Here is a 14,606-nt window from a genome sequence, read left to right as displayed (position 1 = left end):
TGTGTTTCGGTGCGCCGGGTCGTCCCGGCGCCAGGGTTCGCGGCGATACCGCGCGTACATCAAGCGCGTACATCAAGCGCGTGCGTCAAACACGTTCGACACGATGCGCATCAAGCCCGCATGCCATCCTTCACTGCACGTCCCAGATCAACACACGCACAGGCGTCGGGTTATACGCGTTGCACGGGTTGTTGAGCTGCGGACAGTTCGAGATCAGCATCGTCACATCCATTTCCGCGCGCATTTCGACGTACTTGCCCGGCGCCGAGATGCCGTCCTCGAACGTCAATCCGCCCGCGGACGTGACGGGCACGTTCATAAAGAAATTGACGTTGCTGACGATGTCGCGCTTGCCGATGCCGCTTGCGCATCCGCACGTATTCAGCGCGTGCAGGAAGTTGTCGCGGCAGCTATGCATGAACTGCTTGTCGAGCGCGTAGCGCACCGTGTTGCTCTCGGCCGAGCACGCGCCGCCGAGCGTGTCGTGGCGCCCGCACGTATCGGCGACGATCGTCAGCAGCGCACGGCCGAGGTTCGACATGAGCACGGTCCCCGCGCTCAGATACAGATTGCCTTGCGCGCGGATCGTGTCCTGCGCGCTGTAGCGCTCGGACGGATCGGCGCTGCTGTAGAACAGCGTATCGACGGCCTGATTGCCTTCGAGATCGAGAATCCGGACGATCTGTCCGCGACGGATCGCATGCATGAACGGCTCGCCCGCGGAGATCACCTGATCGAAGCTCGCCTGGTCGGCCGCGAATCGGCTTTCGAGAATGGTCATCGTAAGCTCCTTAGGCGTACAACATGTCGGTATTGATGAAGCCGCGCGTGTTCTCCGCGCGGGCGTTCCGGCACGGATCGTCGGCCGGCGCCCGTTCGCCCGGCCGGTAGGCCTCGTAGGCAATCAACTTGACGGACTTCGGCGCGTAGACCGGATCCGGATCGAGCGGATGCGGCGCGCTCGAGAGCGCGACGAGCGTGTGCATCTCGAAGCGCAGATCGACGTGGTCTCCCGCGCGCGAATGGTCGCTGACGAAGCGCAACGCGCCGTCGTCGCCGACGATGACCTTGCTGAAGAAATTGATGTTCGCGACGAGATCGCGCGCGCCGAGCCCATGCTTGCCGAGTTCGACGAGCAGACTGTCGCGGCCGTTTCGAATCATCGCGTTACGGTGTTCCTGATATCGCGCGACGCCGTATTTGCGTTCGAACAGCGCGGCATCGCCGACGCCCGAGAGCGGGTCGTGCCAGCCGAGCGTGTCGACGACGATCGACGCCATCACGCGACCCATGTCCGAATAGAGCACGAAGCCGCGCGTCAGATGCGCCGTGTGCTGCGCCTTGAGCGTATCGGCCATGTTGTAGCGTTCGAGCGGCGCATCGTGACGGTAGAAAACGGCCGAGACATTCGCGCCGCCTTCGAGATCGATCACGCGCAGCGCAAGCCCGCGACGCAGTTGGCCCGACCAATGGGTGCCGGCGGGTACGACGTGCTCCCAGACGATGCGGCCGTCGATCGACGAGTCCGAGTCGGACGACGACGAGGCGGATCGATCGGACGTCGAGGAATCGGCGGAAGTGAACTGTGCCTCACGCGGATACGGATCGCGCGGCAAAGCCGGTTCGGCGGCAAGCTCGGACAAAGGGGAAAGCGGCATGACGGCTCCGGTTCGAAAGGATTAGACGGACGAGAGGGCGATAGAACGCTATCGCGACCTCCCGGGCTTTTATCCCTCCGTGGAGCCCTGCCACCGGCAGGACCGGATAGCTCTCGGACCAGACATCGCGCGACGCGCGACCGGAACCCTAGCCGTCCTAAGATGATGCACACTGATCCGCACCTCTCGACAGCTTCTTTAGCGAAAGGCGTGCCAAGCGGGCGGGGCGACCGCGCGGTCGCCGCCGAGTCCGCGTGCGGCCGGGATCGGTGCGACCTGCGAGGCGCGCTCCGCGGGCCGCACACGCGCCGCGACGCACCAGATCGAAGCATGCGCGCACCGATATTGTTCACATAGGCGACCGGCGCGGCGCGCGATATCGCATGCGCGTGGCGCGACGCAAGACACGGCGTACGGCAATGCGATGCATACACGGCCCCGCGTTCGAGCGACGCGGGCCGGGACGCCCATCGCGCGGCCCTCGAATGCGTACCGATGCGCCTCGAATGGCACGCGCCTTGCACGTCCTCGCGCTCATCGATCTCGAACCGGAGACTTCCATGCGCGTCAGCGATTTGCTCATCCGTCTGCGCGACGTCGCATACACGCTCTTCGCTGCGCGTTTTGTCGAACTGCAACCGCGCCGCGTGCACGCACACGCGTCGCGGCGGCCCGGTTCTCGCTGACGCGTCCAAGCGCACACCGAAGACCGCACCGAACCCGACCCGACCCAAGCGGCTCGAACCGAACCGCCTCGCCTCCGTTCGCATCGCTCGCGCCGCTCGCGCTTCCCTCTACGCCTCGCTCTGCGTCGCGCCAGGCGCGCGTCCGTTCACGCTTGATTCGTGCAAATTGCGCCTATCGCCGTCGCCGAGAATCGCAACCATCGTGCGGCCTCCATGCTGCGGGCGTATGCCCGAGCGTCGACGTGGCTCCGTCGATCCGATGCCGCACGATGCACGACGCGACAGGCTGAGCGCCGACGTGTCCTGCTCGTCCGAACCCGCCACGGCCCACCATGATCGCCTTTAAAACGCTTTGCTTCGGCACGGCCCTTGTCCTGACGACGCTGCTTGCCGGATGCCCCGAAGAATCGTCCGAATCGGATTCCCATGCGCAAACGTCCGGCGTCGTGCGTGCGTGGTTCGACACGCATGCGCGCCCGCAGGACGATCTCTATCGGGCCGCGAACGGCCACTGGCTGGACAGGGAAGCCGCGCGTGCCGATGACGGCGCCGCGCATGGCGGCGACAACGCGGACGAACGATCGACGCAGCGCCTGCGCGCGATATTCGAAGACCCGTCGCGCAAGCTCAAGACTTCGACGCCGTCGCTGCAACGCGCGCGCGACTTCTACGCGAGCTATCTGGACCGCGCGGCAATCGAACGACGCGGATCTCGATCGCTCGAACCGGTTTTCGCGCGCATCGACGCGATGCGCGATGCGCGCGACATCGCGGCCGTGTTCTCGTATCTGGACAGTCTCGATATCCCCGTCCCCGTCGCGAACCAATTCTTCACGCATCCCGACGACGCGGGGCACCCGCGCTGGGCGAGCCGGATCATCGATCGCGGAAGCCTGTTCCTGCCGGACGAATCGTCGGCCAACGCGCAGAGCGTCGATGCGCTGCGCACGCGCACGACCGACTACATCCGGAAGATGTTGAATCTGTCGGGCGATGCCGGCGCGGCGGCGCACGCAGCCGACGTCGTCGACTTCGAAGCCGCGCTGTCACGGATCCAGTCGGCCCCGCGTTCCTCCGAGGATCGCCCCGAATCGGATCGACGCTTCACGCCGACCGAGCTCCGCGCGCTTGCCCCGCGCTTCGACTGGGACGCCTATTTCGAAGAAAACGGCACATCCGGAAAAACCGCGTCAGTCTTCGTCGAGCATCCCGATTACATCCGGGCGCTCGACATGCTGCTCGGCCAGGTCTCCCTCGATGCGCTGAAGGCCCACTTGAAGTTCAAAACGATCGAACAGTATGCCGACGCCCTGCCCGAAGCGGTACGGAACACGCGGATCCAATTCAAGCTGCGCGGCGGCGATACGTCGCCCGACATGAGTCGCCTGCATGCGGCGATCGAGACCACGGGCCGATATTTTCCGCTCGCCGTCGGCCGCGAGTATGCGGCCCGTCACTTCACGGCCGAGCGCAAGGCGCATGCGCGCGCGACCGCCGAGCAGCTTCGCAAGGCCTACCGAGACCGCGTCTCGAAAGCCGATTGGCTCGATGCCGAAGCGCGCAAACAGGCACTCACGCTCGTCGACACGGTGGTGTTCAGTCTCGGCTACCCCGACGCATGGGGCGACGATCCCGCCCACGCCGTCGTCCGCGACGATGCGCTCGGCAATCTGCTGCGCGCGAACCACAGCCATCACGACGCATGGGCCGTCAAGCTAGGCACGCGGGCAGACCTCACGGAGCGCGACAGCGTCACGCCGCATGCCGTCGAAGCCGTGTACATCCCCGATACGCATACGATCGCGATCTCGGCGGCGTTTATCGAACATTGGGTGTCCAGCCTGGATAACGACGATGCGACGCGCTACGGCGGACTCGGCGTCGTGCTCGGCCACGAATTGAGTCATGCGTTCGATCCCGGGGCGTCCTGGTTCACGGACCACCGCAACTGGAGCGAAGCCACGCTCGCGCACTATCGCGCGAGAAACGATCGGCTCACGCACTACTACGAAAAACTCGAAGCGCTGCCCGGCATCCAGGTCGACGGCGCGCTGACGCTCGCCGAGAACTTCGCCGACGTGGCCGGCGTTCAGGCCGCTTACGATGCCTACGTGATGTCTGCCGGCGCGGCGCAAGCGCGCGTCATCGATGGCTTGACGGGACCGCAACGCTTCTTCTACGCGTACGCGCAAATGCACCGAAGTCAGACGAACACCTACGACGCGATCGAGAGCGCCGAGTCCGATTCGCACGCGCCGAAACGCGTGCGCGTCAACGCCGTGGCGCGCACGATGTCGAGCTTCCACGACGCCTTCTCGGTCGTGCCGCGCGACGCGATGTATCTGCCGCCGAACGAACGCATCGTGATCTGGTAGCGGGTCGCGCGGCGTATGCGATCGCACCTGTCCTGGCGATCAGCCTCGCGTTGCCTCGCCTCAACACGGCACGGCCTGACACGACAACGCTATGCCTCAGACCAGGAAATCGGCGGCCATGTCCGCATCGGTCCGCGCTTCGAGCGTACCGTTGCGGCACGCGGCCTGAAACGCCTCGAAGTCCTTCTCGACCTGATCCGCGTAACCCATCGCATACTCCGCGAGCGCGACCGACAACGCGTCGCTCTTGCCCATATAGGCCGATAATTCCATCGACATGCCGCCGGCCTTCGCATGCGCGCGCGCGAGCACCCAGCCGCACAAGCGGCCGTATTGTTCGAGCAGATCGGACGGATAGGTCTCGACCTCGGCCGAGATCTTCATATCGCGTAACTGCCGCACATACACATGTCGCCCGAACGGCCCCGCCGCCCAGCCGAGAAACGGATCGCTCGCGGCCTGCATATGGCGTTGCCCGTGCACGACGCGTTCACCATTGTTCTTGATCGGCGAGCGCGACTTGTAGAACAGCGATACGACGGACTTCGTCGCCTCCTTGACCTGCAGGAACATCGGCTTGCCGAAGTGATCGACGAACAGCATGATCAAGCAGCGCGTGCCCACGCTGCCGACGCCGACGACCTTGAACGCGACATCCTGGAACACGAAGTTCTGCAACAGATCGCGCCGATCGGGCGCGAGCGTCTTCAGATACGCATTGAACGCCGTCTCGCGCGCGCCGTCGGGATCGTCGTGCTTGAGCCAGTCGTCATCGGCATCGAACAACGTCGAGGCGCCGCGCACATGGAACACGCCCGGCGGCGCGTCGCGGATCCGCCAGCGACCGTCGACGAAGTCGGCGAGCTTCGAGAGCATCTGCTCGTGCGTGCGTGTCGAGGCTTTCTCCATGCCGCGCTTGATGCGCTTGCGAACATCCGCGTCCGGATAATCGTTCATCAAATCCTCGAACGAGATCCTCGCGTACCAGATCTCGAGCGCCCCGAGCTGCGCGTATTCGGCCATGTGCTCGCGGTAGCTTTCGGCCGCACTGTAGGCGAATTGCCTTGCCAGCGCCTCGCCGTGTCCGAGATGCCGGCCCGCGACGGCCAGGCTCGCGACGAGCCGCTTGAGGTCCCATTCCCATGGACCGATCGTCGTTTCGTCGAAATCGTTGACGTCGAAGATCAGCGTGCGTTCGGGCGTGGCGAAGCCGCCGAAGTTCGACAGATGGCAGTCGCCGCAGATCTGCATCGGCATGTCGCTGTCGGGCGTGCCCGCGAGATCGTGGGCCTGAATGATCGCGCTGCCGCGAAAGAACGCGAACGGCGACGTCAGCATGCGCCCGTAACGCAGCGCAACAAGCCGTCTGACGCGCCCCGCGCTGTTCTGTTCGAGCAAGGCGATCGGGTCGCGATCGAGGTTGCCGATCGACGTATGGCTCTTGCGCGGCGTCCGATCGCGCGCCGCGCGACCGTGAGCACGCCGTTCGTCAGGGGATAGCGCAGCATTCATGGTCCCTCCCGCGTGCGTCGAATCTGTCGTCGAGATCGTTACACAGTAGGACTCGGAATGCGCACTGTCAAAACGGCCTTCGCGGAACGCTTATCGGTCCAACGATTAGGGCGCAACCGAAATGCCGCATTCGAAAGTTTCGTCAGCCTTGGCCTCGGCGGATACGACGCCCGGGCAATCCGACTCGACACCGCCGCGGGGGCGAGCGGTCCAAAGCGCCTCGCGCGCCGCCATGCGTCGGGCCGCCGTCCCTCAACACGCTCAGGCCAGCGCCGCGCGCGCGCATTGCTCATCGGTCACGAGGCCCGACAACCAGCCGCCCTTGAGCGCCGCGATGATCGCCTGCTGCTTGCGCGGACCGCCCGCGAAGCCGATCGTCGGCCGCGTCGGCGGCGAATCGAGCCGGATGCTCGTCACGCGTGCCTCGGTCGACGAGCGCACGCGCAGGCCCTCGGCGTCGATCGGCGAACCGAGCAGTTCGGCGACGGCCCCGAGCTCGGCGAGTTCGCCGACCTCTTCGGTCGTGATAAAGCCGTCCTCGTGCAGCGGGCAGCGCGGTCCAATGTCGCCGACGCCGACGAATGCCACGTCGGCCTGCGACGACAGCGCCTCGACGATCCCGTAGAGACGATGCGAACACCATTGGTCGCGCTCGGCTTCGTTATCGGCAAACAGCGGCGCGGGCAGCATGAAGTGCTTGCTGCCCGTGCGTTCGGACATGTGCATCGCGACGTCATAACGGTTCGACGAGCCATCCTGCGCGATCGCGCCGACCAGCGAGACGAGCTTGTGCTGCGGACGCTCGACCTGCGCGATCTGATCGACTGCCGCCTTCAGCGTGCGGCCGCTGCTGACCGCGATGATCATCGGCTTCTCGCGCAGCAGAAACTGCTCCATGACCTGGGCGCCCGCGACCGCGAGCTTGCGCGAGATCGCGTCGGGCTGATCGTTGTCGATCGGCACGACTTCGCAGAAAGACAGACGGTAGCGACGCTGGAGCTGCTCGGCGAGCGCGAGGCAGTCGGCGACCCGATGATCGACGCGCACACGGATCAGGTTGCGCTCGACCGCGAACGCGACGAGCCGCTGCGCGACGGGCCGCGAAATGTCGAGCGTGCGCGCGATTTCGTTCTGGGTGTGCCCCGCCACGTAGTAAAGCCAGGCGGCGCGCGTCGCGAGGTCGAGTTTGTCGGATGCTTTTGACACGATCTTCGTCAGAATGAGGAAGTCTCGATTATCGGGGGATTCCTACCCCGGCAGGCACTCGATGTTTGCCGGATCCTTTTGCGAAAATGCGGGCGCCGTGCAACGGGCGCCGTGCAACGGGCGCCATGGGACCAAGCGCCGGCCGCCCGCCCTAAGCGAGCCGTGCGCGATCCGCCGCGAACAGCGGGCGCACATGGCGATAGAGCTCGCGAAACCGCTGGAGCCGCTCGTCGAGCAACGCGAAGCGCGCCGGATCGGGCTCGCACGCCGCGATCTCGCGCGGCCGCACGAGCACCGCGCCGGCCGACGCGCCCGCCGCGATCCAGCCCAGACGCGCCGCGCCGAGCGCGGCCGCCGCTTCCCCGCCGAGATGCACGCGCACGGGCAGGCGCAGCACATCGGTCATCAATTGCGCCCAGAACGCACTGCGGGCCCCGCCGCCGATCAGCGACACGGCCGCGGGACGCTCGATGCCGCTGCCCTCGAGCGCGAGCAGACCGTCGGCCGCCGCGAACGCGACGCCTTCGAGCACCGAGTACGCAAGCCGCGCGCGGTCGGTCGAATGCGTGAGCCCGAAAAACACGCCTTCGGCATAGGCATCGTTATGCGGCGTGCGTTCCCCCGACAAATACGGCAGGAACACCGGCGCGGCCGCCATCGCGCGCGCGTCGAGCGCAGCGGCTTCCTGCAGCAACGTCGCCTCGATCGTCGAGGTCAGCTTGCACACCCAGCGCAGGCAGCTCGCGGCCGACAGGACGACGCTGACCTTGAGCCAGCGCGCCGGAATCGCATGGCAGAACGCATGCGTCGCCGTGACGGGGCTCGGTTCGGAGCGGTCGTCGATGACCGACAGCACGCCCGAGGTGCCGAGCGACAGGAACGCGTCGCCGCGCTGCGTCGCACCGATGCCGGCCGCGCTCGCCGCGTTGTCGCCGCCGCCCGTCGCGACGACGACTCCGGGCGAGAGACCCAGCGTCGCCGCGACGCTGGGCAGCACATAGCCCGCCGGCGCGCCGCCGTCGAGAATCGGCGGCACCTGCGCACGCGTCATGCCGCCCGCTTCGAGCAGCGCATCGGACCAGGTCCGCCGCGCGACGTCGAGCCAGAGCGTACCGGCCGCGTCCGACGGATCGGTCTGACGCTCGCCCGTGAGCTTGAGCCGCAGATAGTCCTTGGGCAGCAGCACGCAGTCGAGCTGCGCGAACACGTCGGGTTCATGCGCGGCGAGCCACATGAGAATCGGCGCGCTGAAGCCCGGCATCGGCTGGCTGCCCGCGATCGCGGGCACCGTGCCGAGCAGCCGCGCGAGCCGCTCGGACTCGAGCGCGCTGCGCGTATCGTTCCAGAGCACGGTCGGCCGCAGCACGCGATCGTCGCGGCCCAGCAGCACGGGGCCGTGCATTTGCCCCGACAGGCCGATCGCGCGAACCGCGCGGTATTCGGCCGGATAGTCGGCGCGCAACGCGCCGAGCACATCGAGCGTGCCGCGCCACCAGTCGTGCGGATTCTGCTCGGCCCAGTGCGGCGCCGGGCGCGAGACGATCAGCGGCGCGCGCGCATGTCCGACCGTCTGGCCGTTCTCGGCGAGCAGCAGAACTTTGACTTCCGACGTTCCAAGGTCGATGCCTAGATACATAAAGAGGGGCCGTAAGCGGTGCAGCTCCGTAATCTACGCGTGCTGCTTGCCGCTTGCTACCCGTGCCGCCAGCCATTGATCGACGCGCACGGCCGCGCCCCCGACCGCCGAGACGAGTCTCGGATCGCCCGCGAGCTGCCCCCAGAGGCCGCGATCGGCGCAGAACGCCGCGACGGGGTCGGCGGCGTCGACCATCGCGCGCGTGGCCTCGGGATCGAAGACGCCGTCCTGATACGCGTACGGCAGCGTGCCCGCGCGCCAGCGTTCGAGAAAGCGCAGGAACAACGCGGGCAGCACGGCGGTCGCCGCGGGCGTCGCGCCGCGCGCGAAGCAGTCGCGGAACGTCGGCGCGATAAAGCCCGGGATCTTCGAAAAGCCGTCGGCCGCCACGCGCTGGTTCGTGTCCTGGATATACGGGTTGCCGAACCGGTCGAGCACGACGTCGCGATAGGCGCCGAGATCGAGTGGGCTCGGGCTCAAGCTCGGTATCACGTCCTGCGTCACGTAGTCGTGCGCGAACGCGCGGATCTCGGGATCGTGCGTGCCTTCGTGGATGTAGCGCAGTCCGACGAGCGTGCCCGCCCATGCGATGCAGCTGTGCGTCGCGTTGAGGATCCGGATCTTGGCCTCCTCGTACGGCAGCACCGATTCGACGAGCTCGACGCCGACCTTCTCCCACGCCGGGCGTCCGGCAACGAAATGGTCTTCGATGACCCACTGGATGAACGACTCGCCCATCACGGGGCACGCGTCGTCGACCCCCGTCGCTTCGCGCACGCGCGCACGCACCTCGGGCAGCGGGCGCGGCGTGATCCGGTCGACCATCGCGCACGGCGACTTCGTGTTCGCCTCGACCCATTGCTTGAGATCGGCAAGCCCGCGCCGGTCGAGGAACTCGGTAAAGCCCGCATGGAAGCGCTCACCGTTGCTGCGCAGGTTGTCGCAGCTTTGCAGCGTCACGGGGCCCGCGCCCGCGCGGCGGCGCGCCTCGAGGATCGCCGCGAGCGCGCCGTAGATCGTCGTGCGCGCACCGTCGAGATCGGCCGCGAGGTCCGGATACGAGGGATCGAGGCGGTTGTGCTCGTCGAGGTAATAGCCGCCCTCCGTGACCGTGAACGCGATGATCTTCGTCTGCGGCCACGCGCCCGCCTCGATCAGCGCGTCGAGCTCGGCCGTCCACGGCAGCACGCGCGTGATCGACGTGATCGTCTCGTACGCGCGCTCGCCCTGCGGCGTGACCGTCTCGAGCGTATAGCGGCCGCCCTGGGCGGCAAGCGCTTCGTGCGTCGGGTTCATGTCGCTGCGGATATTGCCCGCGGCGATCGACCACAGACGATCGTCGGCGTCGCCCGTTTCGCGCAGCGTATGCAGGTACCACGCCTGATGCGCGCGATGAAACGAACCGGTGCCGATATGCAGGATGATTCGCTCGTCCGCGCCGGGGGTAAGGAGAAGTGCCATAGGGGCGACCTTGGTTCAGATAAAGACGGAATGGCGGATCATGCGACCTGAAGCCGCTCGACGAACTTGCGCGCATACGCGCGGCCGTCGGCGTTGAACAGATGGCAATGCTCGGGCGCGGCGCCGAAACGCACGGGCTTGCCCTTCGGATGGCGTTCGAGCGGCGGAATCCGCGCGATGAGCCCGTCGATCGCAAGCGCCGACTGCGCATACAGGTAGGCCGCGTCGCCGAGCGATTCGATCGTCAGGACCTCGGCGCGCGTGCCGTCCTCCGAATGATCGATCAGCACGTGCTCGGGACGAATGCCGACCGTCACCTTGTCGCCGACCTGCGCACCGGTCGCGGTGACGGCGACGCGCTGAATGTCGCCCGTGTCGTAGCGCACCGTCACGCCGTCGGCGCCGACCGCCGAGATCGTACCCGCGAGGAAGTTCATCTTCGGCGAGCCGATAAAGCCCGCGACGAACAGATTCGCGGGCGCGTGGTAGAGCGTATCGGGCGTGCCGACCTGTTCGAGATTGCCGGCCGAGAGCACGACGATCTTGTCGGCGAGCGTCATCGCCTCGACCTGATCGTGCGTGACGTAGATCATCGTCGTCTTGAGTTCGTCGTGCAGACGCGCGAACTCGAGCCGCATCTTGACGCGCAGCGCGGCGTCGAGGTTCGACAACGGCTCGTCGAACAGGAACACCTTGGGCTTGCGCGTGATTGCGCGGCCGATCGCGACGCGCTGGCGCTGACCGCCCGAGAGCTGCTTCGGACGCCGCTCGAGCAGATGCTCGATATGCAGCGTCTTCGCGGCGCCGCGCACGGCGGCGTCGATTTCGTCCTTCGGCGTCTTCGCGAGCTTGAGACCGAAGGCCATGTTGTCGTAGAGCGTCATATGCGGATACAGCGCGTACGACTGGAACACCATCGCGATGCCGCGCTTCGCGGGCGGCACCTCGTTGACGCGCGTCGCGTCGATCTCGAGATCGCCGTCGCTGATGTCTTCGAGACCCGCGATCATGCGCAGCAGCGTCGACTTGCCGCAGCCGCTCGGGCCGACGAACACGACGAACTCGCCGTCGGCGATGTCGAGGTTGATGTCGCGCAGCACTTCGACTTCCTCGTAGCGCTTCGCGACGTTCTTGAGGGTTACGCTTGCCATATCGCCTCCCGGCTAGTCCTGTGCGGCGCGCAAGACGCGCGCCGCCGAAAGTTGAGCAATCATCGACGGCAGTTGCCGCATGTCCTCGAATACATGAAGGGCCCCCGCTTCGCGGAGCACCCGGATCTGCGCGGCGCTTGCGTGCGCGCCGCCGATATAGCCGAGCACGGGCATGCTCGCGCGCACGGCCGCCGTGACGCCCGTCACGCTGTCCTCGACGACGAGACACCGCGCCGGCGGCACGCCGAGGTCGGCCGCGGCGCGCAAATAGACGTCGGGCGCGGGTTTCGGATGCGCGACGCGGTCCGCGCACCAGAGCCGGTTGTCGAAGAACCGCGCAAGGCCCGTGCGAATCAGCGCGGTCTCGACGTACTCGGTGTGACTGTTGCTCGCGCACGCCTTCGGCAACCCGATCCGGTCGAGCGCATCGGCAATGCCCGGCACCGCGGGCGCGAGCACGGCCGCGTCCTCGACCTTGCGCCGGATCTGTTCGACGTCGTCGTCGGACAGCGTGTCGCCCGCATGCGCGGCCATGGCGTCGAGCACGCGCTCGATACGCAGGCCGAGCAGCGGCTGGATCAGCGGCTCGATGTCGAGCGCCGGCCAGCGCCGTTCGAGCAACTCGACGAGCACCTTCGACGCGACGGCTTCGCTGTCGATGAGCACCCCGTCGCAATCGCAGATCAGCGCGTCGAACGAAGACGTCATGGCTTGGACATTCATCTACGGTCTCCCGGATCGAAAAGACATACGCGCATCGCGCGCTCTCCGGTTCCTCTTACATGCTCGTGGCGGACGCCCCGCGCTTGCCCATCCGCGGCCCGGCGCGGCGAAGGCCGCCGGGTCGCCGCCCAACCGATCGCGGTGCGGCCGCGGCGCGCGGCTCGGTTCGATCCGAATTCCGCCCACCGTGGCCGCCCGCCTCCCTGATCGCCCGTCTACTTGACCGCGCCAAACGTGAGACCGCGCACGAGTTGCTTCTGCGACACCCAGCCCACGATGAGGATCGGCGCGACCGCGAGCAACGAGGCGGCCGACAGCTTGGCCCAGAACAAACCTTCGGGACTCGAATACGACGCGATGAACACCGTCAGCGGCGCCGCGTGCGAGCTCGACAGATTGATGCTCCAGAACGCCTCGTTCCACGCCATGATCACGAGCAGCAGCGCGGTCGACGCGATGCCGGGCAGCGCCATCGGCACGAGCAGGAACACGATCTCCTGCCATGTGAGCGCGCCGTCGATCCGGCCGGCTTCGAGAATGTCGCGCGGGATTTCGCAGAAGTACGTGTACGCCATCCAGACCGCGATCGGCAGGTTCATCAGCGTGTAGACGATGACGAGACCGCTGACCGTATCGAGCAGGCCGACGTTTTTCCAGAGCACGTAAATCGGGATCAGCACGCCGACCGACGGCATCATCTTCGTCGACAGCATCCAGAGCAGGATCTGCTGCGTCTTCTTCGTCGGAAAGAACGCCATCGCGTACGCGGCCGGCACGGCGATGATCAGGCAGAGCACCGTGACGCCGATCGAGATCAGGATCGAGTTCCACGCGAACGCGAAGTAGTTGCTGCGCGCGAAGACCTCACCGAAGCTTTCGAGCGTCGGCGTGAAGAACAGCAGCGTCGAATACGCCTGGCCTTCGGACTTGAACGCCGTGATCGCCATCCAGAAGATCGGGAAGAACAGCAGCAGCGCGACGATCCACGCGACGATGCCGAGCATCTGGTCGGCGAACGACGTCTTGGCCTTGGGCTTGCGCCGCTTCTTCGCGCGCGCGCCGGGTGCGCTCGCCGGTGTCGCCGGCGTTCCGGACGTATGCGCGATCGTGCTCGCGAGCGGATGGCCCGCGGGCGTGACGGCGCCGGCCGCGGCGTCCGCCGCCGCGCTCGCCGCGACGGGCGAGCCGTAATCCGCGCCGGAGGTCGATGAAGCCGTGGCGGAGTAACTCATGATTCATACTCCCCTTTGAGGTTGCGCGCGAGCATGCGCACGAGGAAGAACGAGACGATGTTCGCGAGCACGACCGCAATGATCCCGCCCGCCGACGCGAGGCCGATATCGAACTGCTGAAGGCCCAGCGAATAGATCAGGTACGAGAGATTCGTCGTCGCCGTGCCCGGGCCGCCGCTCGTCGTCGTATAGATTTCGGCGAAGATCGACAGCAGGAAGATGGTCTCCATCATGATGACGACCGTGATCGGCCGTTTCAGATGAGGCAGCGTGAGGTTGAAGAACATCGAGATCGCGCCTGCGCCGTCGATTTTCGCGGCTTCCTTTTGTTCCTGGTCGAGCGACTGGATCGCCGTGAACAGAATCAGGAACGCGAACGGCAGCCATTGCCACGCGACGATGACGATGACCGCGAACATCGGGTATTGGGCAAACCAGTCGATCGGCTGCAGACCGAGCGCGAGCATGCCGCGCGCGATGAGTCCGTAGACCGGATGCAGGATCATGTTCTTCCAGATCAGCGCGCTGACCGTCGGCATCACGAAGAACGGCGCGATCGCGAGCAGACGCGCGACGCCCTGGCCCACGAATTTGCGGTCGAAGAGCACCGCCATCAACGTGCCGCCGACGATCGTGATGATGAGCACCGAGGCGATGAGCACGAGCGTGTTGACGATCGCGGGCCAGAACGCGGGATCGCCGACGAGGAACTGGTAGTTCTGGATCCCCGCGAACCCCTTGAGGTCGGGATTCAGCAGGTTGTAGTTCGACAGCGAATACCAGATCGTCATCGCGAGCGGTACCGCCATCCAGATCAACAGGAGCGAGACCGAGGGCGACATGAGCCATCGGCTCGCGCGACGCGCCTTCGGCGGCGTGAGGGTCGATGCGTCGACCACCACCGGTCCGGTGGCGAGCGCCGCGCGACGCGAGATCGGGTTAGGCATGATGAATTCGTCTCCTATG

At 66.4% G+C, this 14,606-nt stretch carries 11 protein-coding genes and 1 riboswitch; of the genes, 1 reads left to right on the top strand and 10 read right to left on the bottom strand.

All coding sequences use genetic code 11. The features are described from left to right. Positions 1-130: 130 nt before the first annotated feature. Together D7S86_RS22035 and D7S86_RS22030 are read right to left on the bottom strand one after the other, a co-directional pair. On the bottom strand, positions 131-781 hold the full coding sequence (locus tag D7S86_RS22035; protein ID WP_121089349.1) for an urea amidolyase associated protein UAAP2: 651 nt from the start codon (positions 779-781) through the stop codon (positions 131-133). A gap of 10 nt (positions 782-791) precedes the next feature. Further along, complete coding sequence (locus tag D7S86_RS22030) at positions 792-1,658, bottom strand: urea amidolyase associated protein UAAP1 (RefSeq protein WP_121089347.1); 867 nt, start codon at positions 1,656-1,658, stop codon at positions 792-794. 56 nt (positions 1,659-1,714) lie between these two features. After that, positions 1,715-1,821: riboswitch (guanidine-I (ykkC/yxkD leader) on the bottom strand. 855 nt (positions 1,822-2,676) lie between these two features. On the opposite strand from D7S86_RS22030, the gene D7S86_RS22010 reads away from it, so the two are divergent. Continuing rightward, complete coding sequence (locus D7S86_RS22010; protein ID WP_121089339.1) at positions 2,677-4,719, top strand: M13-type metalloendopeptidase; 2,043 nt, start codon at positions 2,677-2,679, stop codon at positions 4,717-4,719. A gap of 96 nt (positions 4,720-4,815) precedes the next feature. Here D7S86_RS22010 and D7S86_RS22005 read toward each other — a convergent pair whose 3' ends face one another. The 8 genes from D7S86_RS22005 to D7S86_RS21970 all read right to left on the bottom strand — a co-directional run bounded on the left by D7S86_RS22005 (position 4,816) and on the right by D7S86_RS21970 (position 14,587). Continuing rightward, positions 4,816-6,231, bottom strand: a complete 1,416-nt coding sequence (locus D7S86_RS22005) for a DUF2252 domain-containing protein (RefSeq protein ID WP_121089337.1) — start codon at positions 6,229-6,231, stop codon at positions 4,816-4,818. A 261-nt stretch (positions 6,232-6,492) separates the two neighbouring features. After that, positions 6,493-7,437: a sugar-binding transcriptional regulator gene (locus D7S86_RS22000; protein WP_121089335.1), complete on the bottom strand. Its 945-nt coding sequence runs from the start codon at positions 7,435-7,437 to the stop codon at positions 6,493-6,495. A gap of 151 nt (positions 7,438-7,588) precedes the next feature. Beyond that, a complete protein-coding gene (gene xylB / locus D7S86_RS21995; protein ID WP_121089333.1) occupies positions 7,589-9,073 on the bottom strand; it encodes a xylulokinase in 1,485 nt (494 codons plus the stop codon). Positions 9,074-9,106: 33 nt separating this feature from the next. Beyond that, positions 9,107-10,534 (bottom strand): D-arabinitol 4-dehydrogenase, encoded by a 1,428-nt coding sequence (gene dalD / locus D7S86_RS21990; protein ID WP_121089331.1) that lies wholly within the window; start codon positions 10,532-10,534, stop codon positions 9,107-9,109. A gap of 38 nt (positions 10,535-10,572) precedes the next feature. After that, positions 10,573-11,685 (bottom strand): ABC transporter ATP-binding protein, encoded by a 1,113-nt coding sequence (locus D7S86_RS21985; protein ID WP_121089328.1) that lies wholly within the window; start codon positions 11,683-11,685, stop codon positions 10,573-10,575. 12 nt (positions 11,686-11,697) lie between these two features. Continuing rightward, positions 11,698-12,408, bottom strand: coding sequence for an HAD family hydrolase (locus D7S86_RS21980; protein WP_121089327.1), 711 nt, complete (start codon positions 12,406-12,408; stop codon positions 11,698-11,700). A 215-nt stretch (positions 12,409-12,623) separates the two neighbouring features. Continuing rightward, positions 12,624-13,412, bottom strand: a complete 789-nt coding sequence (locus D7S86_RS21975; protein ID WP_121089410.1) for a carbohydrate ABC transporter permease — start codon at positions 13,410-13,412, stop codon at positions 12,624-12,626. Between the two features lie 224 nt (positions 13,413-13,636). Beyond that, complete coding sequence (locus D7S86_RS21970) at positions 13,637-14,587, bottom strand: carbohydrate ABC transporter permease (protein WP_121089325.1); 951 nt, start codon at positions 14,585-14,587, stop codon at positions 13,637-13,639. Between the last annotated feature and the right edge of the window lie 19 nt (positions 14,588-14,606).

The sequence above is a fragment of the Pararobbsia silviterrae genome, from assembly GCF_003628125.1.
Taxonomy (GTDB): Bacteria; Pseudomonadota; Gammaproteobacteria; order Burkholderiales; family Burkholderiaceae; genus Pararobbsia; species Pararobbsia silviterrae.
Note: the sequence above shows the minus strand (reverse complement) of the source record. Positions and strands in the feature narration are given on the sequence as shown.